Here is a 24,862-nt window from a genome sequence, read left to right as displayed (position 1 = left end):
TTAAAAAAAAGAGAACAATAAAGCAAAAGCTCTAGAGTTCTCTTTAAGGTGCCGTCATAATTGAAATTAACCAAAAAATCAAATTATAAACAATTTAAGCTGTAGCCCAAAGTAGTCATTGTGGTAACAATTGTATCCTACTACAAACTGCATCTCTTAGCTTAGATTGTCATAATCGAAAAAGGTTGCGTCAATTATTTTATTTTTTTTTAGATTTTATCTTTCTTCGAACAACTTAAGAAGCTGAGTCACTGTATTCCAGTTTCTTATCGTAGCAATCAGGTTTAATTTTTTTTCAATATATTTTTGGTCGAATCTCGTTTTTCCGGCACCCACAGCGTATTTAATGTAAATTCTACTAGCATCAATCTGTGCTTCGTCGGGTTTCACTTGACTCATTTTTAAATCGTTGATACTGTCACTTTTCAATTCCATCGAAACAAAAGCCACATACAATTTTTTTAAATCCACTTCTTTTTCCTTCAAAAAAGAATTATTGGCAAAACAAGCCTCCAAATCCAATTTTCCTATCACCACCACAGGAACTTCAAGACCAAGCGCTTTAAATAGTTCTTGCTTAATCGTAAAACCAACTTTTGCAGGATTTTCTTCTTCTGTATCAACAAAAACATTTCCAGACTGAATGTAAGTTTGCACGTTCTTAAAACCAACGGCTTCAAGAGTCGTTTTCAAAACCTCCATTTTAATCATATTATGCCCTGAAACATTGATGCCACGGAGGAGCGCTAAGTGTGTTGTCATTCTTTTTTGAATTAAATTTTAACCTTCACCACTACTTTCTTCACCTTCGAAACCACACCAGCTTTTACACAAGGACGGTGCAAATCTTCGGGGAAAAACAAGGTAAACATACCTTCTTCCACTCGTAATAACGAAGTGTCACCTTCATAAAATGTATAATCCTTTTCTAAGTCTTCTTCCACCATTTTCTGGTTGGTCAAAGGCGCAAAACCCATCAACTCTACTCCACTGATGACGTATTGAATATCAATGTATTTGTGATGCCCTTCTAGCACACATTCGGATTCGTATTTCGTATCATATTCTTGTACAATCGCAAATATTTTATCCGAATCAATTTCGTGCTTTCCTGAGGCAATAGCCTTTAAATCGGTGGTAGTTATAAACTCAAAACCTTTGGCCAAACGTTGAGTCAATTGGCTGTATAATCGGTAATTCTCTATTTTATCAATAACCATATTTCTAGTATTTAGTTTCCAAAGATATTGTGAATTGAAGGAATTTCCTAAACAAACCCATTTCCAAATCTAGAAACAATCTAGTATCTTCGCTTTGCGAAAAAAAAATTGAAAGTAACTCATAACTGACAACTCATAACTGATAACCGATAATTCAAAAATGTCCAATAACCTCCTAGAAACTCCCATCGAATACTTAAAAGGCGTTGGCCCCACTCGCGGGACATTACTTCGCAAAGAATTGGGTATTCACAAATTTGGAGATTTGGTCAATTTTTACCCCAATCGCTACATTGACCGTACCCGTTATTACAAAATCAATGAATTGCAAGGCACCACAGCCGAGGTACAGATTGTTGGTAAAATCATCCATATCAAAACGGTGGAGTTTGGTAAAAATCAAAAACGTTTGGTGGCTACTTTCGTTGACGAGACAGGACAAATGGATTTGAATTGGTTCCAAGGACACAAATGGATTAAGGAGAGCTTAAAACTCAATGAAATGTGTGTTGTTTTTGGGAAATGTACCCAATACGGCAGTCAGTTCAGTATAGCGCATCCAGAAATTGAGTTACTCGCTGAGCACCAACAAAGCTTGCGTTCGGCTATGCAACCCGTGTATCCGTCTACTGAAACTTTGACCAACAGAGGAATTAGCAACAGAGTCATCAACAAAATGATGCAGCAATTGTTTTTGGAAACACAGGCTTTGTTTACCGAGACTTTACCGAAATATTTGCTTGAAGAGTTGAAATTGATTCCAAAGAATGCTGCGTTATTCAATATCCACTTTCCCAAAAGTAGCGAAGCCTTAGCCAAAGCGCAATTCCGTCTGAAGTTTGAAGAGTTATTCTACATTCAGTTGCAATTAATAACCAAAAATTTGATTCGCAAACACAAAATCAAAGGTCATCCCTTTTCAAAAGTAGGAGAATTGTTCAACGATTTTTATCAAAATCACCTGCCATTCGATTTGACAAATGCGCAAAAAAGAGTAATCAAGGAAATCCGAACCGATATGGGAAGCAATGCCCAAATGAATCGTCTTCTTCAAGGAGATGTGGGTTCTGGCAAAACAATTGTGGCTTTTATGAGTATGCTTTTGGCTTTAGACAATGGTTTTCAGGCTTGCTTGATGGCGCCCACGGAGATTTTGGCCAATCAACATTTCATTGGACTTTCAGAATTTGCCAATACCTTAAATATTAATATCAAAATCCTAACAGGTTCAACCAAAACTGCAGCACGTAAAATCATTCACGAAGAACTCGAAAATGGAAGTTTACAAATCTTAATCGGTACTCACGCGCTGTTGGAAGACAAAGTGCAGTTTCAGAATTTAGGCTTAGCCGTAATTGATGAACAACATCGTTTTGGAGTAGAACAACGCTCAAAGTTGTGGAAAAAGAACTCCATTCCACCACACGTTTTGGTGATGACGGCTACACCTATTCCTAGAACTTTGGCGATGAGTTTGTATGGCGATTTGGATGTTTCGGTTATTGATGAATTGCCTCCTGGTCGAAAACCCATTCAAACTGTACACCGTTTTGACTCCAATCGATTGAAAGTTTGGAAATTTATACGTGATGAAATCGCTTTGGGACGACAAATTTATATTGTGTATCCTTTAATTCAAGAATCCGAAAAAATGGATTTTAAAGATTTGATGGATGGTTACGAGAGTATTTCGAGAGATTTCCCCCTACCCGACTATTCCATTTCGATTTTGCACGGTAAAATGAAACCTGCAGAAAAAGATGCTGAAATGAAGCGCTTTGCCGAAGGAAAAACAAATATTATGGTAGCCACTACTGTAATCGAGGTAGGTGTAAATGTACCGAATGCCAGCGTAATGATTATCGAGAGTGCCGAACGCTTTGGACTGTCTCAACTCCACCAATTACGTGGTCGTGTGGGTCGTGGTGCAGATCAAAGTTATTGCATCTTGATGACTTCTTACAAACTGACTAGCGATAGTAAAATCAGAATGGAAACTATGGTCAATACCAATGATGGTTTTGAAATCGCAGAAGTAGATTTGAAATTACGCGGACCAGGAGATATAATGGGAACCCAACAAAGTGGGGTTTTAAACCTTCAAATTGCAGATTTGGTCAAAGACAAAGACATATTGCTTTTGGCTAGAAATTACGCTTTCAAAGTATTGAATGACGACCCTTCTATGCAAAAACCAGAAAACACTATCCTTAGAATGGTTTTTATGGAACTCACTAAGAAAAAAAATATTTGGAACTATATTAGTTAAATCTATTATTAAATTCTCTTTGTTTTTAAGAATTTATGATTTAAAACGAAACGATTCCGAGTTGTTTTATTAATTTGTATGTACAAATGTTAAATTATTTTTTCTTATTATCGCTTTCTTACAAATGCTTTACTTTTGTTTTTGAACTTTTTTTTTCAAACCAATTAAACCATTGGTTATTTCTGATGTCTCATCTAATCAATTAATAAAAAAGCAAGTTTAAAATTCAATTTATCTTACTTTAGAAGGTTAAAAACAAACTGCTTTCCACACCCAAAGAATTACCAAAAAAATAAATGACCTTATGAAAATAAAAAACCTTGTTTACACGCTTTTAGTTCTTATCATTGGAGGTTTTATAGCCTACAGAGTAGTTTCGAATTCTAAAAAAGGAGGCGATTCAAAAGACAAAGGAGGAAAAGACAAACCGATGAACGTAAGTGGAATTGTAATCAAAACACAAGTTTTTGAGAACAACTTATCCCTATCAGGTTCAATAGAAGCAAATGAACAAGTCGAAATTCGAAGTGAAGTTTCGGGAATTGTAGAAGCCATTTCGTTTCAAGAAGGAAGTTTTGTAAATAAAGGTCAAGTATTATTTAAAGTAAACGATCTAGAATTAAAAGCCCAACTCATACAAGCGACAACCAAAGAAGGTTTAGCCGCAGAAAATTCGAGAAGAGCTAAATTACTTTTGCAAAAAGAAGCCATCAGCCAAGAAGAATATGATGTCGCAAGAGCCGAGCACAAATCGACGCAAGCACAAGTGCAATTAATTAGAGCTCAAATTGCAAAAACATCCGTAAGAGCTCCTTTTTCTGGAAAAATAGGATTGCGTTCTATCTCTCCAGGAACCTACATTACACCTACTACTCTAGTTGCGAATTTGGTTAATATCGGGAAATTAAAAATTACCTTTTCAGTTCCAGAAAAATATGCTTCTCAAATTAAGTTAAATACCAACATCACTTTTTCTGTTTCTGGTACCACTGAAAAATACCACGGTGTTGTTTATGCTATCGAACCTGAAGTGGCCACTGCAACCCGAACTTTACAAGTTAGAGCTATTGCCGACAACAAAGAAGGAAAGCTTTTCCCTGGGACTTTTGCTAATGTTGAATTGCCTTTAGATGTTATTAAAGATGCGATTGTTGTTCCAACTGAAGCGATAGTTCCGATTCAAAATGGTAAAAAAGTATTCATTTCTGAAAACGGAATGGCAAAAGAAGTAAAAGTAGATGCTTCTACCAGAACAGATGCTTCGATCTTGATTCTTTCAGGATTAAAAGCTGGAGATACATTACTTACCACAGGCGTAATGGCGTTGAAAGATGAAACACCTGTAAAAGTTAAAATAAAGTAGTGTTTTTTAGTAATTAGTAGCTAGTCATTAGTGATTAGTCATAAACAACTGAAGATTAAAAACCAAGAACAAAAGACTAAAGACTAAAGACTAAGGACTGAAGAACTAACCACTAAGGACTTTAAAAGAAAAAATAAAACAAATGAGTTTATCCACCATAAGCATAAAAAGACCCGTTCTAACGATAGTTTTGAATCTAACTATCATTTTGTTTGGAGTCATTGGCTACAGTTTTTTGGGAGTTCGAGAATTCCCTTCTATCGACCCTGCTCAAGTTTCAGTGAGAACGAATTATACTGGAGCGAATTCAGATATTATCGAATCTCAAATTACTGAACCTTTAGAAAAAGCCATAAACTCTATAGATGGTATTCGAAATGTTACTTCTTCGAGTATTCAAGGAAGTAGTAACATTACTATTGAGTTTGATCTGAGCAAAAATTTAGAGGAAGCTGCCAATGATGTACGCGATAAAGTATCACAAGCTGTTCGTAGCCTACCACAAGATATTGATGCTCCTCCAGTTGTTTCGAAAGCTGATGCCAATGGGGAATCTATTATTTCTATGACGGTTCAAAGTGACACGAGAAATGCATTAGAATTAAGTGATTTTGCTGAAAATGTAATTGCGCAACGTCTAGAAACCATTCCTGGTGTAAGTGGTGTACAGATTTGGGGACAAAAAAGATACGCTATGCGTTTGTGGATTGACCCAGTAAAATTAGCAGCTTATGGGTGTACTGTTGCAGAAGTTCGTACCGCTCTTAATAAACAAAACGTAGAATTACCTTCAGGAAAATTAACAGGAAGCAATACTGATTTAACAGTAAAAACAGTTGGTAATCTTTCTAAACCTGAAGAATTCAATAATATCATCATTCGAAGTGAGGGCGATAGAATTGTCCGTTTTAGTGATATTGGAAATGCTGAACTTGGTGCTGAAAATTTAGAGACCAAAATGAGTCAATCAGGGCTTCCGTTATTGGGTGTGGCGATAGTTCCACTGCCAGGAGCCAATTATTTAGATATTTCCAAAGAGTTTTATAAAGTTTACAATTCTTTGCAAAAAGATTTACCAAAGGATATCAAATTAAACATTGCGATTGACAGTACGATTTTCGTAAAAAAATCGGTAGTTGAAGTAGCTGAAACTCTTGGTATTTCTATCATTCTGGTAATTTTAATTATCTATTTATTCTTTAGAGATTGGGCTATAGCCTTTCGTCCGTTAATTGATATTCCCGTTTCCTTAATTGCAACATTCTTTATTATGTGGCTTTTTGGATTTTCGATTAACGTGTTGACGTTGTTGGCAATTGTTTTGGCTACAGGATTGGTAGTTGATGATGGAATTGTAGTAACCGAAAATATTTTCAAAAAGGTAGAAGAAGGAATGTCGCCTATTGAAGCAGCAATAAAAGGGTCGAATGAAATCTTTTTTGCGGTAATTTCGATTTCGATTACGTTGGCAGCAGTATTTCTTCCTGTTATATTTTTAGAAGGCTTTGTGGGACGATTGTTTAGGGAATTTGGAGTGGTCATTGGTGCAGCAGTACTAATTTCAGCTTTTGTTTCTTTGACATTGACTCCAATGCTAAATGCCTATTTAATGAAAGGTGGGGTTCAAAAGAAATCCAAATTCTATTTGATGACCGAACCTTATTTTGAAAAATTAAACAGTAACTATGCAGAATCATTAGGCCGTTTTATGAAAAAGAAATGGTTGAGTTTCCCTATTTTGATTGCTTGTTTTGGATTGATTTACCTTTTCTTTTCGCTTTTGAAAAAAGAAACAGCTCCTTATGATGACAGAAGTGCCATTGTAATGTCAATGACTACTCCAGAAGGCGCTTCTTATGAATATACTGACCGTTTTATGCAGGAAGTCTCTAAAATTGTAGACGATTCCATTCCAGAGAAAAATGTTTCGCTTATCATAACATCACCAGGTTTTGGAGCCTCTACGGTAAACAGCGGACGTGTTCGTATTGCCTTGAAAGCACCAGAAGAAAGAAAGCGTTCTCAAAAGGAAATTGCAGAACAATTAACCAAAATCACCAAACAATTTCCTGAAGCTAAAACAGCAGTTATTGAGCAACCAACAATTGCCGTGAACCGTCGTGGAGGATTGCCTATTCAATACATTATTCAGGCGCCAAACTTTAAAAAATTAGAAGAGAAAATTCCATTGTTTATGGAAGAAGCCGCTAAAGATTCCACTTTTGCGATTACGGATGTGAACCTGAAATTCAACAAACCTGAAGTCACCGTTACCATCGACAGAGAAAAAGCAGAAAGCTTAGGAATTTCGGTTTTGGATATTGCACAAACCTTGCAACTTTCGTTGAGCGGACAACGTTTTGGTTATTTTATGCAAAACGGAAAACAATACCAAGTCATTGGTCAGTTCAACCAAGAAGACCGTACCAAACCACTTGATATTGCTTCTATGTTTGTCAAAAACAACAAAGGAGAATTGATTCAGATGGACAATGTGGTGACCATTCAAGAACAAAGTAATCCACCGCAATTGTATCACAACAACCGTTATATGTCGGCCACTGTTTCGGCGGGATTAGCGCCAGGCAAAAGTTTGGGCGAAGGAATTGAAGCGATGAATAGAATCAAAGCCAAAGTTTTGGACGATACGTTTACTACTGATTTAGGTGGAGAATCTCGAGATTTTGTAGAAAGTAGTTCAAATACTTCCTTTGCTTTTGGATTGGCTTTAATCTTGATATTTTTGATTTTAGCAGCACAATTTGAAAGTTTTATTGACCCGTTTATTATCATTTTGACTGTTCCGATGGCGGTTGCTGGAGCTTTGTTTTCGTTGTGGTTGTTTAATCAAACTTGGAATATTTTCAGTCAGATTGGAACCGTAATGTTGATTGGGTTGGTGACCAAAAATGGTATTTTGATTGTAGAATTTGCGAATCAATTACGAGAACAAGGCAAACCAAAATTTGAAGCGATTATGGAAGCTTCTGAAGCGCGTTTGCGTCCTATTTTGATGACGAGTTTGGCGATTTCGTTAGGAGCGTTGCCAATTGCTTTGTCACTTGGAGCAGCTTCGACTAGTAGAATTGGTATGGGAGTCGTGATTGTTGGAGGAACCATTTTTTCATTGGTGTTGACTTTATTTGTAATTCCAGCGTTGTATTTGATGTGGTCTAAAGCCAGAAAACATTATCCTGAATTTGACCATATTGCAGAATACGAAGCCGAATCGAAATAATTTTGGCTACGTTTTATGAAAATGAAACGTGTAGTCTAGCCCCGATAGCAGCGGCATCCTTTTTTTATTTTTCTTTTCAAAAATAAAAAAAGATATAGCGGATAGCGGGAGGAATCGTGTTTTGATAACAAATGTGGTGCTCCTCAAATAGAAAATTAGAATTTAATTGGTAGTTGAAAATAAGAAATGAAAAAAAATATAATTGCTTTTTTGGTATTGCTTGGTAGTGTTTTAGGAAATGCTCAAGAAGTATTGACGATAAAAGACGCGGTGGCAATAGCCTTGGAGAATAACTTCGAAATAAAAATTGCGAGTAATAACCTAAACATAGACAAAGTCAATATGTCTGAGGGAAATGCTGGTATGTTGCCTACGATAACGGGTTCCGTGGTGGACAATAATAGGGTTCAAAACAGTTCTCAAACCTTGCAAACGGGTCAGGTAAATTCTTTGAAAAATGCCAAAAATAACAGTTTGAATTATGGTGTGAGTTTGGATTGGACCATTTTTGATGGTCTGAGAATGTTTGCAAGATACGATCAATTGAAGGAATTGCAAAAGTTAGGAGAGACAAGATTAAAGCAAACGATTTTGCTAAAAATTGCTGAAGTAAATGCAACGTATTTTGATTTGGTGCAACAACAACAGCAATTGATAGCCATTGATAGTACCTTACTGATTTCATCGCAGCGATTACAATTGGCTGAAAACCGATTCAAAATTGGGAAAGCTTCAAAATTAGAGGTTTTAAATGCTCAGGTAGATTTAAATACCGATAAAGTAACCTTATTGCGACAAAAAGAATTGTATGCCAATACCAAAATTAAATTGAATCAAATTCTGGCTAGAGATGTCAAGAAAGAATTTACGGTTTTGAATGATATCAAAGTGGATAATTCTTTGGTATTACCACAATTGATTGAACTTGCCAAACAACAAAATCCGCAATTGCAAACCCAAATTATTGCCAAAAATGTTTCGGAATTGCAACTCAAACAAGTCAAAGCCGCTAGATATCCTGTAGTGAGTTTGAATACAGGTTACAATTTTCAAAATACCGAATCAAGTTTGGGATTTACTAGAGAATCTTCTGCAAGAGGATTCAATTATGGTTTTTCTGCAACCTTAAATATATTTGATGGTTTTGCTCAAAATAGAAATGAAAAAATAGCCAAGTTTGAATTAGAAAATACAAAACTAGCTATCGAGCAGCAATCTCAAGTATTGGAATCGCAATTGTCTACGTTTTATCAAACCTATTTGACCAATTTAGAATTAATTAATTTGGAGCAAAATAACGAAGCGATTGCCAAACAAAATCTTGCTATTACAATTGATAAGCTAAAAATTGGTACCATAACTACTATTGAGTTCCGTGCCGCTCAGCTGAATTATGTGAATGCAAGAGTAAGAAATAGCAATGCACAATACCAAGCGAAATTATCTGAAATTGCGCTAAAAGAGTTAGCAGGAAACATCACTTTCTAGTTTTTTTAAATTATTATTTTCCTAATTTCTTTTAAATGAAATCATACAACCCCAAGGATTGGTTTGGATTTATTTTCCATTTCAGCAAAGGTGATACTTTTAGAAAACTAGCCCCTGTTATGTTTTTTATTGGTAGTTATTCAGCTGGAGTTGCTTTTTTAGAAATAGAATATTGGCATTTACCAGAAGATAGTCACGTCAAAAACATTTCGATGATGCACAGTATGCTGGGATTTGTAATTTCGTTGTTACTAGCATACCGAACCAATACAGCTTATGACCGCTGGTGGGAAGGACGCAAAATGTGGGGCGGTTTAGTAAACAATAGTAGAAACCTAGCTATTAAATTGTCTGCTATTTTGCAAGACGAGAAGGATAAAGTATTTTTTAGAAAAATGATTCCTGGTTATGCTTCTATTTTGCAAAAGCATCTCAATGACGAAGAAACTGCACAACAACTGTTTGATGATGTAGATTTAGAAATTGACCATCATAGACACCGTCCTAATCAAATAGCACAAATGCTCTTTAAGAAAATCAATGATTTGTATACTTCCAAAAAAATAACTGGTGACCAACTGATTATTCTAAATAACGAAATCCAATCATTTACAGATATCTGTGGTGCTTGTGAACGCATAAAAAACACCCCTATCCCCTATTCGTACAGTGCATTTATCAAGAAATTCATTTTTATCTATGTACTTACTTTGCCTTTTGGCTATGTTTTTAGCTTAGGGTATTATGTAGTTCCTGTAGTCGTTTTTATTTTTTATGTCTTGGCTAGTTTAGAATTGATTGCAGAAGAAATTGAGGACCCTTTTGGTTCTGATGCGAATGATTTGCCAACTGCAAAGATTGCTTCCAACATTAAAAAGCATATTGAGGAGTTGTTGCAGTAGATTTTTTTTTAGTGTGTTTCAAATTTCAAAACTTATTTTCCTTAAATTTAAAGTTCTGTTTTTGAAAGCATTTCTATGAAAACCAATCGAGCCTTATTGATTCCTCCTAGTCTCACGAATGAAAAGTCGCTAAAAACTTTAGTGGAGAATAGAACGGTATATTCCCTTAATCACTGCGAATTAAACATTTTCGAAACGTATGAATCTTCTCAATTGGTTCCTTTAAAATTCAATGATTTGGTTGTAACTAGTATGCTTCGTGGCAAAAAAATTATGCACTTGTTTGATGACCCCAGTTTTGACTATTTACCAGGCGAAACAGTAGTAATTCCGTCAAATGTTGAAATGAAAATCGACTTCCCAGATGCTTCAAAAAACAACCCAACGCAGTGTTTAGCTTTAGCAATTGACCAAAGCAAAATCAAAGAAACTTTACATTTTTTGAATGAGCGTTACCCAAAAGAAGGAAGTAATCAGTTTTGGCAATTGAACTATCAAAACTATTTTTTCTATAATAATATCGAATTAGCTACGACAATCAACAAATTAGTCAAAGAATGTATGAGTACTGCAATCACTAAAGATGTATTGGCAGATTTGACGTTACAAGAATTGCTAATTCGGATTATTCAAACTCAAACCGTAAAATCTTTTGAAGAAGGAAAAATTCAAGACTCCAATAACTCTATCGCGCAAGCAGTAGAATACATTCGATTAAATTTGAATGGCAATATGAGTTTGAAAAAACTCAGCGAACAATCGTGTATGAGCAGTACCTCTTTTTATCGATTATTTAAAAGAGAGTTAGGAATGAGTCCAATAGAATTTGTTTTGAATGAAAAAATAAAATGCGCGAAACAACTACTAAAAAATCAAACCATTCAAATTAATGAAGTTTGCTATTTATCAGGTTTTGAGGACGCTAATTACTTCACGCGACTATTCAAAAAGTATGAAGGAATAACTCCAAAACAATATCAATTGTTATATGCAAACTAGCTTATTCCATAAACCGCAAAGGTTCTAAATTTTGAGTTTCTTCAGCAGTAAAAAGACGGTACTCAATTCGAAATGTCTTTTTCATTGGAGTTTCTAATGAAAATCCTCCAGCACCAAAACCATCAATCAAATCTAGTGTAAAATGTGCGTGTTTCCAGTATTGGAACAAATCATTATCAACCCAAAATTCAGTATTCTCAATAGTTCCAATGCATACATCCCCTGTGCGTAGGTAGAAGCCTCCTTTTTCAAAACACTGAGGTTGTGTCCCTTCACAGCATCCTCCTGCTTGATACAACATAAGTTCACCGTGTTTTTCTTTCAAAATTGCAATCATTTCAATAGCACTTGCTGTAGCCGTAATACGCTTTATCATAATTCATTCATTTAAAGTAAGAAAACCTGACGTTCACAAAAGCAAAACGCCAGGTTTTTTGATTAACCAATAATCACTATTTAATTTATGTAAAAACTAAAAGAAACCTAATTTATTTTTATCATAAGAAATCAGCATATTTTTAGTTTGGCGATAGTGTCCTAACATCATTTTGTGATTTTCGCGACCAATACCTGATTGCTTGTATCCTCCAAATGGCGCTCCTGCCGGATACGCATGATATTGATTTACCCAGACACGTCCAGCTTTAATCGCTCTTGGAACTTGGTAAATTTCATGAGCATCTCTTGTCCACACTCCTGCTCCTAAACCATACATAGTATCATTAGCCAAGGCAATAGCTTCTTCAGTAGTTTTAAATGTAGTTACCGCTAGAACAGGACCAAAAATTTCTTCTTGAAAAATGCGCATTTTATTATGCCCTTTAAAGATAGTAGGCTGAATGTAATATCCGTTTTCAAGCTCTCCTTCTTGCTTGTTCTCATCGCCTCCTATCAAAACTTCAGCGCCTTCTTCCTTACCTAATTTCAAATAAGACATGATTTTTTCTTTTTGAATAATAGAAGCTTGAGCCCCCATCATACTCGATTTATCCAGCGGATGCCCTAATTTAATTGCAGCAGTTCTTTCTATAACTTTTGCAATAAAGCGATCATAAATAGCTTCGTGAATTAGCAATCTGGAAGGACACGTACAAATTTCGCCTTGATTCAAGGCAAACATCACTGCACCTTCTACTGCCTTATCAAAAAACTCATCATCGGCATCAGCCACGGAAGGGAAGAAAATATTTGGAGATTTCCCGCCAAGTTCAAGAGTTACAGGGATAATGTTTTCAGTTGCATACTGCATCACCAAACGCCCCGTTGCAGTTGAACCTGTAAATGCGGCTTTAGAAACTTTTTTGTTTGTGACCAATGCTCTTCCCAACTCAGCTCCAAATCCATTCACTATATTTACAACTCCAGGAGGCAATAAATCCCCAATTAATTCCATAAGTACCATTATAGAAATAGGTGTACTTTCGGCAGGTTTCAAAACTACTGTATTACCAGCTGCAAGTGCTGGAGCTAATTTCCAAACAGCCATCAAAATAGGAAAGTTCCAAGGAATAATTTGAGCAACAACCCCCAAAGGCTCACTTAAAGCTATGGATACCGTTTGTGCATCTAATTCACTAATTGAACTTTCTTCAGCACGAATAACCCCAGCAAAATATCTAAAGTGATCTATGGCCAATGGAATATCAGCAGCAAGAGTCTCTCGTATTGCTTTACCATTATCAATAGTTTCTACTGTAGCTATATATTCTAAATTATCCTCTATAACCTGCGCAATTTTATTCAAAATTATGCTTCTTTCTGTTACAGAAGTTTTTCCCCAAGTTTTAAATGCTTCATCGGCTGCATCAATTGCTAAAGTCAAATCCTCTTTGGTTGAATGTGCCGCTTGAGTAAATACTTTACCGTCTATCGGAGAAATTACATCAAAATAATTTCCAGCTGTTGGAGCAATGAATTTTCCACCAATGTAATTGTCATACTTTGCCTTAAACGTAGGTCTTTGTGCTATATTACTCATAATTAAAAAGTTTAGTTTGTTCAAAAGTAATCCGATTGTCAACACCAGAATAGCACAATTATTTCAAATAGTAGCATAAAATTAGCATATGTGTATTTTTTATGTATTTATTTTTAATTTATCATTTTTTATATATTAATTTTTTATACATATATCAATAAAAACCACATCATTATAACAAACAAAGCAATAGTAAAAACCAAAAAAAATGTTTCTATCTCAAAATAGCAATCCTTATATTTGCAATCTTATTAAAAATGACAAATGAAGATATCATATAATTGGCTCAAACAATTCATTAAGATTGATTGGAATTCTGAAGAAACAGCAGCATTACTAACAGATTTAGGACTTGAAGTAGAAACTGTAGACAAATACCAATCTGTAAAAGGAGGTTTAAAAGGCATTGTAGTAGGACACATACTTACTTGTGTACCGCACCCAGATGCTGATAGATTAAAGGTTACAACAGTAGATTTAGGAGATGGGACACCCGTTCAAATTGTATGTGGAGCAAGTAATGTAGGTGCTGGACAAAAAGTACCTGTTGCAACTATTGGAACGGTTTTGTATGATAAAGAAGGAAATCCATTTACCATAAAAAAGGGAAAAATACGCGGACAAGAAAGCCACGGAATGATTTGCGCAGAAGATGAATTAGGTCTTGGCGAAAGTCATGATGGAATTATGATTTTAGATGAAACTTTGGTTCCAGGAACTAAAGCAGCCACCGTGTTTAAAATTGAAAATGACGAAGTTTTTGAAATAGGCTTAACACCAAACCGTGCTGATGCTATGAGTCATCTTGGAACCGCAAGAGACCTAAGAGCAGGAATGCTACAAAGTGGTGTTAACGTAGAGTTAATCACACCATCTGTTAGTAATTTTAGAGTTGATAAACGCACTTTAAAAATAGATGTTGATGTAAAAGAGAGCAAATTAGTACCAAGATATTGCGGAGTTACGATATCCGGAATTACCGTAAAAACTTCGCCTGAGTGGTTACAAAATCGTTTAAAAGCAGTAGGAATCAATCCGAAAAACAATATTGTTGACGTAACCAATTATGTTTTACACGATTTAGGACAACCTCTTCACGCTTTTGATGCTAACAAAATTAACGGAAAAGTACAAGTAAAAACGTTGCCTACAGGAACAAAATTCACTACTCTTGATGATATCGAAAGAACTTTGCATGAAGAAGATGTAATGATTTGTGATGACAAAGGACCAATGTGTATCGCAGGTGTATTTGGAGGAAAAAATTCTGGTGTATCCGAAAACACAACAGCAATTTTCCTTGAAAGTGCCTACTTTAATCCAGTAAGCGTTCGAAAAACTGCTAAAAGACATCAATTAAACACCGATGCCTCTTTCCGTTTTGAGCGCGGAATAGATCCAACCATCACAGAATATGCTTTAAAAAGAGCGGCACTTTTGATTCAAGAAGTGGCAGGTGGAGAAATCACATCTGATATTGTGGATGTATATCCAAAGAAAATAGAAGACTTTACGGTATTCTTAAACTTTAGCAAAGTTGCTAAAATCATTGGTCAAGAATTACCAAAAGATACCATCAAACAAATTTTGGCTTCTTTAGAAATAAAAGTAAACAGTGTTTCTGATGCTGGTTTGGGATTAACAATTCCAGCTTATCGAGTTGATGTTCAAAGAGAAATAGATGTAATCGAAGAAATTCTTCGCGTTTACGGATACAACAATATTAGTTTATCCAAAAAAATCAATGCTTCTGTAGCCAATTCACCAAGAACAGAAGATTATAAAGTTCAAAACACTATTGCTTCACAATTGAACGCACAAGGCTTTCATGAAATGATGGCCAACTCGTTGACTACTGCTGCTTATGCAGAACTTTCAACTGTACTAAAAGAAGAACACAATGTAACGATGCTAAATCCATTAAGTAGTGATTTAGCAACAATGCGACAATCCTTATTGTTTTCTGGATTAGAAGCATTGGCTTACAACATCAACAGAAAAAATGCCGATTTAAAACTATTTGAATTCGGAAAATCATACCACAACTACCCTTCTGGTTACGAAGAAATCAAACATTTGACTTTGTTCCAAACCGGAAATAGAAATCAAGAAAGTTGGACACAAGCATCACAACCATCCAATTTCTTTTTATTTAAAGGTTTTGTTACTGCAATTTTAGAAAAATTAGGAATTCAAAAAACCAATTGTATTCCCGTAACTTCTGATGTTTTTTCAGAAGGAATTGCTTTTGGATTAGGCCAAGAAACTTTAGTTGAATTTGGTGTAGTTAAAAAGTCAATTTTAAAGTATTTTGGAATTAAACAAGAAGTTTTTTATGCCGATTTCAACTGGGCACTTGTTTTAAAATTAGTGTCAAGCAAAATTAAATTCACCGATATTCCAAAATATCCAGAAGTTCGTAGGGATTTGGCTTTGTTATTAGACAACGAAGTCTCTTACGATGCTATTTATAAAATTGCAAGACAAACTGAAAAATCATTGCTAAAAGAAATCAACTTGTTTGATGTTTATGCTGGGTCAAATTTACCCGAAGGTAAAAAATCATATGCCTTAAGTTTTACAATTCAAGATACTGCAAAGACTTTAGAAGACGCTCAGATTGATAAAATCATGTCTAAATTGCAAAAGAATTTCGAAACAGAACTTGGAGCAGTTTTGAGATAAATAGTCATTATTTCAAAAAAGCCCAATTCTATAGGAATTGGGCTTTTTATTTTCTAAATAGTTTAAAAAAACTATAAAAGCAAAGGAATTACTGCTTAGGCAACACTACAGTATCAATAACATGTATAACCCCGTTTGACTGATTTACGTCAGCGATGGTTACTTTTGATTTGGTGCCATTTTCATCTGATAAGTACAGAGCATTACCATCCATCCATACAGTTAAGGTTCCACCGCTAACAGTTTTTAGCATTGCTTTTCCATTCCCCAATTGAATCGCTTTGGCTATATCAGCAGCATTCATTTTGCCAGCAACTACATGGTAGGTTAAGATAGTTTGTAGCATTTTTAAATTTTCAGGTTTTACTAATGTTTCTACTGTGCCTTTGGGCAATTTATCAAAGGCTGCATTCGTTGGAGCAAAAACGGTGAAAGGTCCTTTACTTTGTAAAGTTTCTACAAGACCAGCAGCTTTAACAGCTGCAACTAAAGTAGTGTGATCTTTAGAGTTGACTGCATTTTCAACAATGTTTTTTGATGGATACATTGGCGCTCCACCCACCATTACTGTTTTTTGAGCAAAAGAAGTAACAGAAACTGCTACAGTAAAAAATGCAACCGATAAAAAATTTCTAGTTTTCATAATATCTATATTTTAAGTTATATAGACATTTACGGAGTAAAGTGGAATATGGTTTTAAAAGAAGCGTTTTTTTTAAAAAAAATAAAAACATCAAAAATAGGTCTAACAAAAAAAGCCTCGCAAATTGCGAGGCTTTTATATTTAGAAAATCTAGAAATTATTTTTTCTCTGATTTTTCCATTTTAGCTTTCAATGCAGCTAATACATCATTGTTATCTCCTAAAGTTGCAGCTGGTGCATTAGTAGAAGCAGATGAAGTATTTTCAGTTGCAGCTTTCACATTTTTCTCTTCTTCTTCACGGAAGATAGCAGTGTGAGAAGCAACTACTCTTTTGAATTCTTTATTGAATTCAATTACTTTGAAATCTGCAGATTCGCCTTTTTTCAATTTCTTTCCGTCTTCTTTTTCAAGGTGACGAGTAGGAATAAAAGCAACGATATCATCTCCAAATTCTACAGTAGCTCCTTTGTCAACGATTTCAGAAATTTCACCATTGTGGATAGTTCCTACAGCGAATGAATCTTCGTATTGATCCCAAGGATTAGCAGTAGTTTGTTTGTGACCTAAAGATAATTTACGTCCGTCAACATCTAATTCTAACACAACTACGTCTAATTTTTCACCAACATTTACAAATTCAGATGGGTGTTTGATTTTCTTAGTCCAAGAAAGGTCAGAAATGTAGATTAATCCATCAATTCCTTCTTCTAATTCTACGAAAATACCAAAGTTTGTAAAGTTTCTAACGATACCTGTATGTTTAGAACCTACTGGGTATTTAGAAGTAATATCAGTCCAAGGATCTTGAGTCAATTGTTTGATACCTAATGACATTTTACGGTCATCTCTATCCAAAGTTAAAATAACTCCTTCAACGATATCTCCTACTTTTACGAAATCTTGTGCAGAACGTAAGTGAGTAGACCATGACATTTCAGAAACGTGGATTAAACCTTCAACACCTTCAGCTACTTCAATGAAAGCACCGTAATCAGCGATAACTACAACTTTACCTTTCACTTTGTCACCAACAGTTAAGTTAGCATCTAAAGCATCCCATGGGTGAGCGTTTAATTGTTTCAATCCTAATTGAATTCTTGTTTTCTCATCATCGAAATCAAGGATTACAACGTTTAATTTTTGGTCTAATTCAAGAACTTCACTTGGGTGGTTGATTCTACTCCAAGAAAGGTCAGTAATGTGAATTAATCCATCAACACCACCTAAGTCAATAAACACACCATAAGAAGTAATGTTTTTAACAACACCTTCTAATACTTGTCCTTTTTGTAATTGACCGATGATTTCTTTTTTCTGTACTTCAATATCCGCTTCAATAAGCGCTTTGTGAGATACTACAACGTTTTTGAATTCGTGGTTGATTTTTACCACTTTGAATTCCATGTTTTTGTTTACGTATACATCGTAATCTCTAATTGGTTTAACATCAATTTGAGATCCTGGTAAGAATGCTTCAATTCCGAAAACATCAACGATCATACCACCTTTAGTTCTGCATTTTACAAAACCAGTAACGATTTCACCTGTTTCGTTTGCAGCAATAACTCTATCCCATGATTTAATAGTACGAGCTTTTCTGTGAGATAATACCAATTGACCAGTTTTGTCCTCACGGATGTCAATTAATACTTCTACTTTGTCTCCAACTTTTAAATTTGGGTTGTAACGGAATTCATTTAATGAAATAACACCTTCCGATTTAGCGTTGATATCAACGATAACGTCTCTATCTGTAATTCTAACAACTACTCCTTCAACTACTTCTTCTTGATCTGTAGCGATGAAAGTTTTTGATACTAGTTCTTCGAATTCTAATAAGTTTTTCTCATCTACTGCATCGATACCTTCTTCGAAGTTATGCCAGTTAAAATTTGCTAAAAACTCTTCTTGTGATTTTAATTGTTCAGACATGCTGATAAAAAATTTGTATTCTGTTTTTCTTGAGTTTCTTAATGCGAGAGAAAAAACAGAAGTTGTTTTACATAAATAGTTGATACCTAAAGGAAACTCTTATTCACCAAAAGGTGTGCAAAAGTAAAACAATTAATCAATATGACAAAATATTTAATCTTAGATGTTTAGTGCATTCTATGAAAGTAAGACAACCTTATGAACCAAAGTAATTTTCAAACACTATTCTTTAAGGATATTTGTTTCAATGTGCACCATAAAACATAACAAATCAATTAATTACATTTTAAAATCGAAACAACCAGAAAACTAGCAAAATTAAAAAATCACATTATCATTAATTTTGTAGTATTGATTTACTGATTTTATTTAGTTTTGCTTTAGGCAAAATTAGTAAATATGGATATCGTTAAATTCAAAATCACACCCAAAACCATTAAAGTAGAGGTTCGTAATTCAAATAATTACGTGTTTAATTTTAACAGTGCTGTAGAAATCGATAAGCAAGACCGAGACGTTTTATTAAAACTATATAACGCATTAGACCTGTTGTTCAAGAAAGAAACTACTAATGACCCTAAAAATTATATTTCGCCAAATCAAACTAACATCTTAGATCAAATCAAGGAAGTTGGTGCTGCTGATGAACAATTGTAAATCAAAATAAATTAACACTTATAACTAACTTAAATTAAAAAATGGGATCAGGTTTTTTTGCACTTTTAGATGATATCGCAGCAATTATGGATGATGTGGCAGCAATGAGTAAAATTGCTACCAAAAAAACAGCTGGAATTTTAGGAGACGACCTAGCTGTTAATGCCGAAAAAGCTTCAGGATTTGTTTCTTCAAGAGAATTACCCGTTTTATGGGCCATTACAAAAGGTTCGTTTTTGAACAAACTAATCATTCTTCCAATAGCCTTTGTGCTTAGTGCTTTTTCGCCTTTGGCTATTAAAGTAATTCTAGTTTTAGGAGGTCTTTATTTAGCTTATGAAGGTGCCGAAAAAATTTATGAATATTTCTTTCCGCATCATCATCACGAAGCTGAAATTTCATTAACCCAATCTTTTACCGAAGAAGAGATTCTTGCACAAGAAAAAGGAAAAATAAAAGCAGCTATTGTTACAGATTTTATCCTCTCTGTTGAGATTGTAATCATTGCCTTAGGAACCGTTTTAGAGAAATCAATTACAACTCAAATTGCAGTAGTATCCATTGTTGCCATTATTGCTACTATCGGTGTATACGGTATAGTAGCTTTAATTGTTCGTATGGATGATATGGGATTCAAACTAATGCAACTAAGCAGTAAAGAAAATGGCTTTTTGACCAAAATTGGAAACTTTTTGGTAAACGCTTTACCTAAAGTCATTAAAAGTTTAGCCGTAATTGGAACTATTGCTTTAATTATGGTAGCTGGTGGAATTTTTGCTCATCAAATCGATTATTTACATCACGTTCTTCCACAAGTTCCTAGTTTCATCAAAGAGCCTTTATTTGGCTTAGTATTTGGTGGAATTACACTACTCGTAGTAACAATCATAAAGAAAATTTTGGGTAAAAAATAAATAACAACCCTATTTTCAATTAATTACAAGTTAGCTTTTGTTTTATTTACAAAATAAAAGCTAACTTTATTTTTTATACTAATTTTAAAGAAAATGGCGCAAAAAACTATCGAAACAGATCAAAGTGTGGCTGATTTTATTGAAAAATTTGCCGATTCAGAACAAAAGAAAAAGGATAGTCATCAATTAATTGAAATTATGCAGGCTGTTTCTGGTTGCAAAGCTACAATGTGGGGAGCATCAATAATTGGCTTTGGCAAATATCACTATAAATATGAAAGCGGACACGAAGGGAATGCACCGCTACTTGGCTTTTCTCCAAGAAAATCTGCAATTTCGCTGTATGTTTTTACTGGACTCGAAGAGCACGAATCTCTTTTAACAAGTTTAGGAAAATTCAAAAGAGGAAAAGCGTGTTTGTATGTAAATAAGCTCAGCGATATCGATTTGGATCAATTGCAAAAAATTATGAAAGCCAATATCGAATACTTAAAAACTCGGTTCGAGTCATAAATCAAGAATTAGAAAGAGCATTTCACGGAAATTAATAGATTATTATACTGATTAGCAACCACCAACCAAACTTAGCGACCTCAATAAATTTTAAACTAGGAAAATAATTTTATTCTAATGAAAAAGCTTTTTATTGTTTTATTATCCATTTTATTTCCTTCAATAGTTTTCAGTCAAAATGAAAATAAAAAAGAAAAAGACAGTTTATACATTGAAGCAGTAGAAAACAAACTACATCCAGATAAAGTACTTCACGCCGAGCCCCTTTATATTGATTTAATTAGAGATTTAGGTGCCCGAAAAGGCGAAAAAGAATGGAACGTAGGATTTGAACTAAAAGACAACAATACATTTGATTCATACAATGGATTTGTAGAATACGAGTGGGCAGTCATTGATCGTTTAGGTTTAGAAATTGAAGTCCCATTCACTTTTTATTCTCCAAACAACAGCGGTGCTACCATTCCAAAAAATGCCATAGATGGATTAAAACTAGCTACACAATACTCATTTTATGTTTCTGAAAAAAACAAAACCACACTAGCAATTGCCTACTTAAACGAATTCGAACTACCCAGTTTTTCAGATTATGGAAAATCGAAAGCCATAATTGGTAATATTTACAATCCTTTTTTTGTTGCCGCAAAACGATGGGGAAACAATTTTCATACTTTACTTTACACAGGACCCGTGATAGAACACGAATTTGAAAACAATCATATCGAAACTACGTGGCAAATCAATACTAATTTTCATTATATGATTCCTGGAACTAGTAACTTTATTGGAATAGAATTGAACAAAGAAATTCATAATGGCGCTTTCGATATGGTTATAAGACCACAAATGCGTGTTGGAATAATTGACAATTTATTAATTGGTATTGTAACTGGAATCCCAATAAGCAAAGAAAACGAACGCTTTAGTACTTTCTTACGACTAATTTATGAACCCAAAGGCATACATTAAAAACAAAAAAAAATGCAATTCAAAACCAAATCCATCCGCCCATTTATAGGATCCAAAAACTTTACGGAATCTAGACAGTTTTATAAAGATTTAGGCTTTAATGAAAGTATTCTCTCAAGCAATATGAGTTATTTCAGTACCGCTAATTTTGGCTTCTACCTACAAGATGCTTATGTAAAAGACTGGGTTGACAATACTATGGTTTTTATGGAAGTTGAAAACGTTGAAGAATTTTGGGAATCATTAGTAGCATTACATCTGACGAAAAAGTATCCTACTGCCAAATTAGTCCCTATTCGCCATCTCGACTGGGGAAAGGAATGTTTTTTACACGATCCTTCTGGCATTCTTTGGCATTTTGGAGCATTTACTCCTCAATAAAAAATAAATTCTATTTACAATTGAACTTCAACAAAACCAATGATAGCTTGATTACAAACTAAACTTTCATTTTACCTCATTAGAACTCTTTAGAAAAAATAACTACTTTTGCACTCTAAATTTTAAGTTATGCCTAATAAAAAATACAAAATAGCGGTTATCCAATTAAACCTCAACGATGTTGCTGAAAACAACTTAAAAAAATGTTTACACTGGGTTCGAGAGGCAGCAAAACAAGGCGCAGAAGTCATTTCGTTACCAGAATTATATAGCAGTCATTATTTTTGTCAAAGCGAAGATGTAGATAATTTTGCCTTGGCAGAACCTTTATACAGCACTTCATTTATTGCTTTTTCGGCATTAGCCAAAGAATTAGGCGTGGTAATCATTGTTCCTTTCTTCGAAAAGAGAATGGCGGGAATTTATCACAACAGTGCTTACATCATTGATACAGATGGAACCGAAGCTGGACTGTATCGCAAAATGCACATTCCAGACGACCCACATTTCTATGAAAAATTCTACTTTACACCTGGCGACATTGGTTTCAAAGCTTTCCCAACTCAAAAAGGAAAAATTGGAACCTTAATTTGTTGGGACCAATGGTATCCAGAAGGTGCACGACTTACTGCTTTGCAAGGAGCTGAAGTGTTGTTTTACCCAACCGCAATTGGATGGCATCCTTTAGAAAAAGAACAATATGGCGAAAACCAACACGGTGCTTGGATGAATGTTATGAAAGGTCACGCGGTAGCCAATGGTGTGTATGTAGCCGCCGCCAACCGTATTGGTTTGGAACAATACATCGAAGGAACAGCTGGAATTGAATTCTGGGGTTCGTCATTTATTGCAGGACCACAAGGCGAAATTTTAGCACAAGCTTCACACGATAAAGAAGAAATACTAATTGCAGAAGTTGATTTGGATTTACAAGAAAATGTACGTCAGAATTGGCCGTTTTTCAGAGACAGACGAATTGATGCTTTTGGGGACATTACCAAAAGAGCAATAGACTAAATTCAAAAAAATCGCTAAAAAATTAAGCGTCTGAAATTCTAAGAATATTTTAAACTTAGAATCTCAGACGCTTTTCTATTGAAAACCTTGAGTTAATTCAATTCAGGCTGGAAAATCTTAACACTTCCATCCCCTTCACTACTTACGATAACCATACTTTTCTTGTTCGGACTTTTAGCTGCTGGAATAAAAGTAAGTCCTTCAGGTGCATCTCCCGTTTTGATGGCTTGTAAAAACTTGGGAGCGGTTGGAGAAGTTACATCATAAATCATCAAAGCATCGGCTCTTTCTAGACCCACAAAAAGAATTTGCTTATTTCCCATTTTGGTTACATAAACCGCCTCAGGTTCTACTCCTTTATCATCACTTCTATTGTCATCATAAAGTCCCAATTCGTGTGCTTTTTTATCCAATTCATTTTTACTATCAAAAACTAAAGCACCGGTATTGCCATTCCAAATCGAAAATGAACGAGCACCAAAACTTACCAATTCATCAAAATCGCCATCGCCATCAGTATCTCCCATTTTGGTATTAATATTCAAACGTCCCAAAACACCATCCACTTTCATAGCAGCCGCCGTTGGAAAAACCGTTGGATCCAAAACCACAGAAGAGTGATTGATTCTTCTAACATCTACAAAAGCACTGTATTCGCTGGCGTCTCCTTCATTGGCAGTAACCAAATAAGGAATGGAATTACTCTCAAAATTAGCAATCGCATCCGGTTGAAACATTCCTTTCACCCTCCAAGTGGCAAAAGCAATTGCTCCGTCTTTATCGCTTACATCTATAGCGTTATCTGCTAAAGAATAGTCTTTATATCCTAATGGAAAAAGTTGTATGTTCTTTTTGCCTGCCAAATCAATTTTAGCAATTCCATTATTTTCTTGCAAAGTAACCCAAGCCGTTTTTGAATCCGAAGAAATCGTAACATATTCTGGTTCAATATCGTTAGCAAAATTATTGGAAACACTTGCTATACGAAATCCTTTGGTTTTTAAATCGGAAAGTTGCGAACTGAATTGAGCAAAATTTAAAGTCGTTACAGCATAATTCGCAGCAACATCTATAATCGAAACAGAACCTTCTGGATCCAATGAATAGGTATCATTAGGCTCACCTTCATTGGCAGTAACAATAAATTTTCCGTCTGGTGAAAAAGTAATCATATCCGGCAAAGCTCCTACGGTGATTTCTTTAATCAAAGCATAAGTCGAAGTATTAAAAACTACCACTTTTCCTGCCTCCTGTTTATTCGATTTAGACTCTAAAGCTACAGCCAGTTTTCCTCCATAAACCGCAACGCTATTGGCAGCACCATTGTAGGTCGCCATATCAATACTCGTTAGCACAACCGGTTTTGTAGGATCGGTTAAATCAATTACATCAATTTTGTTAGTTGAGCTGTTGTTTACGGTAAAAAGCCTTTTCGTAGTTTCATCAAAAGCGCTAATTTCTGCAGCACCAGTTCCACCAATTGTAATCGTACCTACTTCTTTAAATGAAGCTGGGTTTTCATTATATCCTAATTCTGAGCTAGGATTTTCGTCATTGTCATTTTCACAACCCACTAATAAAAATAAGGCTGCAAATACTGCTAGAGTTTTCTTAATCATTGTTTTAAATTTAGTTTTTTTCAAAAATAGCGCGACCTAAAGGCTCAAGCATTACCTAAATATTATATAATCTT

20 protein-coding genes are annotated in these 24,862 nt (G+C 34.8%); 13 read left to right on the top strand and 7 right to left on the bottom strand.

Features of this window, described 5'->3' with window-relative positions:
* Positions 1–216: 216 nt before the first annotated feature.
* A complete protein-coding gene (locus FLAVO9AF_RS04875) occupies positions 217–762 on the bottom strand; it encodes a DUF1697 domain-containing protein (RefSeq protein ID WP_159685189.1) in 546 nt (181 codons plus the stop codon).
* An 11-nt stretch (positions 763–773) separates the two neighbouring features.
* Positions 774–1,220, bottom strand: coding sequence for a YhcH/YjgK/YiaL family protein (locus tag FLAVO9AF_RS04870; RefSeq protein ID WP_159685186.1), 447 nt, complete (start codon positions 1,218–1,220; stop codon positions 774–776).
* A gap of 160 nt (positions 1,221–1,380) precedes the next feature.
* Between FLAVO9AF_RS04870 and recG the strand changes: the two genes are divergently transcribed.
* From recG to FLAVO9AF_RS04840, 6 genes are all read left to right on the top strand, one after another.
* The gene (gene recG, locus FLAVO9AF_RS04865) at positions 1,381–3,489 is read left to right on the top strand and encodes an ATP-dependent DNA helicase RecG (protein WP_159685183.1); all 2,109 of its coding nucleotides are present in this window, start codon (positions 1,381–1,383) and stop codon (positions 3,487–3,489) included.
* Positions 3,490–3,793: 304 nt separating this feature from the next.
* The gene (locus FLAVO9AF_RS04860) at positions 3,794–4,852 is read left to right on the top strand and encodes an efflux RND transporter periplasmic adaptor subunit (RefSeq protein ID WP_159685180.1); all 1,059 of its coding nucleotides are present in this window, start codon (positions 3,794–3,796) and stop codon (positions 4,850–4,852) included.
* A 142-nt stretch (positions 4,853–4,994) separates the two neighbouring features.
* The gene (locus tag FLAVO9AF_RS04855; protein WP_159685177.1) at positions 4,995–8,090 is read left to right on the top strand and encodes an efflux RND transporter permease subunit; all 3,096 of its coding nucleotides are present in this window, start codon (positions 4,995–4,997) and stop codon (positions 8,088–8,090) included.
* 186 nt (positions 8,091–8,276) lie between these two features.
* Positions 8,277–9,578 carry a TolC family protein gene (locus FLAVO9AF_RS04850; RefSeq protein WP_159685174.1) on the top strand — a complete coding sequence of 434 codons (1,302 nt, stop codon included), beginning with the start codon at positions 8,277–8,279 and terminating at the stop codon, positions 9,576–9,578.
* Positions 9,579–9,613: 35 nt separating this feature from the next.
* The gene (locus tag FLAVO9AF_RS04845; RefSeq protein WP_159685171.1) at positions 9,614–10,480 is read left to right on the top strand and encodes a bestrophin family protein; all 867 of its coding nucleotides are present in this window, start codon (positions 9,614–9,616) and stop codon (positions 10,478–10,480) included.
* A gap of 75 nt (positions 10,481–10,555) precedes the next feature.
* On the top strand, positions 10,556–11,479 hold the full coding sequence (locus FLAVO9AF_RS04840; protein WP_159685168.1) for an AraC family transcriptional regulator: 924 nt from the start codon (positions 10,556–10,558) through the stop codon (positions 11,477–11,479).
* A gap of 1 nt (position 11,480) precedes the next feature.
* Here the strand turns inward: FLAVO9AF_RS04840 and FLAVO9AF_RS04835 are convergent, their stop codons facing one another.
* Both FLAVO9AF_RS04835 and FLAVO9AF_RS04830 read right to left on the bottom strand, forming a co-directional pair.
* The gene (locus FLAVO9AF_RS04835; RefSeq protein ID WP_159685165.1) at positions 11,481–11,855 is read right to left on the bottom strand and encodes a DUF779 domain-containing protein; all 375 of its coding nucleotides are present in this window, start codon (positions 11,853–11,855) and stop codon (positions 11,481–11,483) included.
* Positions 11,856–11,951: 96 nt separating this feature from the next.
* Positions 11,952–13,457: an aldehyde dehydrogenase family protein gene (locus tag FLAVO9AF_RS04830; RefSeq protein ID WP_159685162.1), complete on the bottom strand. Its 1,506-nt coding sequence runs from the start codon at positions 13,455–13,457 to the stop codon at positions 11,952–11,954.
* Positions 13,458–13,721: 264 nt separating this feature from the next.
* Between FLAVO9AF_RS04830 and pheT the strand changes: the two genes are divergently transcribed.
* Positions 13,722–16,142 carry a phenylalanine--tRNA ligase subunit beta gene (gene pheT / locus FLAVO9AF_RS04825; protein WP_159685159.1) on the top strand — a complete coding sequence of 807 codons (2,421 nt, stop codon included), beginning with the start codon at positions 13,722–13,724 and terminating at the stop codon, positions 16,140–16,142.
* 88 nt (positions 16,143–16,230) lie between these two features.
* Here the strand turns inward: pheT and FLAVO9AF_RS04820 are convergent, their stop codons facing one another.
* On the bottom strand, positions 16,231–16,785 hold the full coding sequence (locus FLAVO9AF_RS04820) for a fasciclin domain-containing protein (protein ID WP_159685156.1): 555 nt from the start codon (positions 16,783–16,785) through the stop codon (positions 16,231–16,233).
* 157 nt (positions 16,786–16,942) lie between these two features.
* Positions 16,943–18,718, bottom strand: coding sequence for a 30S ribosomal protein S1 (gene rpsA, locus FLAVO9AF_RS04815; protein WP_159685152.1), 1,776 nt, complete (start codon positions 18,716–18,718; stop codon positions 16,943–16,945).
* 399 nt (positions 18,719–19,117) lie between these two features.
* On the opposite strand from rpsA, the gene FLAVO9AF_RS04810 reads away from it, so the two are divergent.
* From FLAVO9AF_RS04810 to FLAVO9AF_RS04785, 6 genes are all read left to right on the top strand, one after another.
* A complete protein-coding gene (locus tag FLAVO9AF_RS04810; RefSeq protein ID WP_159685149.1) occupies positions 19,118–19,375 on the top strand; it encodes a hypothetical protein in 258 nt (85 codons plus the stop codon).
* 41 nt (positions 19,376–19,416) lie between these two features.
* Entirely contained in the window at positions 19,417–20,289 is an 873-nt protein-coding gene (locus tag FLAVO9AF_RS04805) for a DUF808 domain-containing protein (protein WP_159685146.1), read from the top strand.
* 93 nt (positions 20,290–20,382) lie between these two features.
* On the top strand, positions 20,383–20,802 hold the full coding sequence (locus FLAVO9AF_RS04800) for a DUF1801 domain-containing protein (RefSeq protein WP_159685143.1): 420 nt from the start codon (positions 20,383–20,385) through the stop codon (positions 20,800–20,802).
* Positions 20,803–20,919: 117 nt separating this feature from the next.
* Positions 20,920–21,771, top strand: coding sequence for an HAEPLYID family protein (locus tag FLAVO9AF_RS04795; protein WP_370516447.1), 852 nt, complete (start codon positions 20,920–20,922; stop codon positions 21,769–21,771).
* A gap of 12 nt (positions 21,772–21,783) precedes the next feature.
* Positions 21,784–22,152 carry a glyoxalase gene (locus FLAVO9AF_RS04790; RefSeq protein WP_159685140.1) on the top strand — a complete coding sequence of 123 codons (369 nt, stop codon included), beginning with the start codon at positions 21,784–21,786 and terminating at the stop codon, positions 22,150–22,152.
* 129 nt (positions 22,153–22,281) lie between these two features.
* Positions 22,282–23,169 carry a carbon-nitrogen hydrolase gene (locus FLAVO9AF_RS04785; RefSeq protein ID WP_024980785.1) on the top strand — a complete coding sequence of 296 codons (888 nt, stop codon included), beginning with the start codon at positions 22,282–22,284 and terminating at the stop codon, positions 23,167–23,169.
* Positions 23,170–23,261: 92 nt separating this feature from the next.
* Here FLAVO9AF_RS04785 and FLAVO9AF_RS04780 read toward each other — a convergent pair whose 3' ends face one another.
* Positions 23,262–24,788, bottom strand: a complete 1,527-nt coding sequence (locus FLAVO9AF_RS04780; RefSeq protein ID WP_159685137.1) for a choice-of-anchor I family protein — start codon at positions 24,786–24,788, stop codon at positions 23,262–23,264.
* Positions 24,789–24,862 lie beyond the last annotated feature (74 nt).

Origin of the sequence: Flavobacterium sp. 9R (assembly GCF_902506345.1) — a bacterium.
GTDB lineage: Bacteria > Bacteroidota > Bacteroidia > Flavobacteriales > Flavobacteriaceae > Flavobacterium.
Note: the sequence above shows the minus strand (reverse complement) of the source record. Positions and strands in the feature narration are given on the sequence as shown.

Coding starts and splice junctions, on each gene's coding strand:
- FLAVO9AF_RS04785 (WP_024980785.1), top strand. CDS start 22,282: ATGCCTAATAAAAAATACAAAATAGCGGTTATCCAATTAAACCTCAAC.
- FLAVO9AF_RS04840 (WP_159685168.1), top strand. CDS start 10,556: ATGAAAACCAATCGAGCCTTATTGATTCCTCCTAGTCTCACGAATGAA.
- FLAVO9AF_RS04820 (WP_159685156.1), bottom strand. CDS start 16,785: ATGAAAACTAGAAATTTTTTATCGGTTGCATTTTTTACTGTAGCAGTT.
- FLAVO9AF_RS04810 (WP_159685149.1), top strand. CDS start 19,118: ATGGATATCGTTAAATTCAAAATCACACCCAAAACCATTAAAGTAGAG.
- FLAVO9AF_RS04795 (WP_370516447.1), top strand. CDS start 20,920: ATGAAAAAGCTTTTTATTGTTTTATTATCCATTTTATTTCCTTCAATA.
- FLAVO9AF_RS04850 (WP_159685174.1), top strand. CDS start 8,277: ATGAAAAAAAATATAATTGCTTTTTTGGTATTGCTTGGTAGTGTTTTA.
- FLAVO9AF_RS04790 (WP_159685140.1), top strand. CDS start 21,784: ATGCAATTCAAAACCAAATCCATCCGCCCATTTATAGGATCCAAAAAC.
- FLAVO9AF_RS04805 (WP_159685146.1), top strand. CDS start 19,417: ATGGGATCAGGTTTTTTTGCACTTTTAGATGATATCGCAGCAATTATG.
- FLAVO9AF_RS04835 (WP_159685165.1), bottom strand. CDS start 11,855: ATGATAAAGCGTATTACGGCTACAGCAAGTGCTATTGAAATGATTGCA.
- FLAVO9AF_RS04860 (WP_159685180.1), top strand. CDS start 3,794: ATGAAAATAAAAAACCTTGTTTACACGCTTTTAGTTCTTATCATTGGA.
- FLAVO9AF_RS04855 (WP_159685177.1), top strand. CDS start 4,995: ATGAGTTTATCCACCATAAGCATAAAAAGACCCGTTCTAACGATAGTT.
- FLAVO9AF_RS04800 (WP_159685143.1), top strand. CDS start 20,383: ATGGCGCAAAAAACTATCGAAACAGATCAAAGTGTGGCTGATTTTATT.
- pheT (WP_159685159.1), top strand. CDS start 13,722: ATGAAGATATCATATAATTGGCTCAAACAATTCATTAAGATTGATTGG.
- FLAVO9AF_RS04870 (WP_159685186.1), bottom strand. CDS start 1,220: ATGGTTATTGATAAAATAGAGAATTACCGATTATACAGCCAATTGACT.
- rpsA (WP_159685152.1), bottom strand. CDS start 18,718: ATGTCTGAACAATTAAAATCACAAGAAGAGTTTTTAGCAAATTTTAAC.
- recG (WP_159685183.1), top strand. CDS start 1,381: ATGTCCAATAACCTCCTAGAAACTCCCATCGAATACTTAAAAGGCGTT.
- FLAVO9AF_RS04780 (WP_159685137.1), bottom strand. CDS start 24,788: ATGATTAAGAAAACTCTAGCAGTATTTGCAGCCTTATTTTTATTAGTG.
- FLAVO9AF_RS04845 (WP_159685171.1), top strand. CDS start 9,614: ATGAAATCATACAACCCCAAGGATTGGTTTGGATTTATTTTCCATTTC.
- FLAVO9AF_RS04830 (WP_159685162.1), bottom strand. CDS start 13,457: ATGAGTAATATAGCACAAAGACCTACGTTTAAGGCAAAGTATGACAAT.
- FLAVO9AF_RS04875 (WP_159685189.1), bottom strand. CDS start 762: ATGACAACACACTTAGCGCTCCTCCGTGGCATCAATGTTTCAGGGCAT.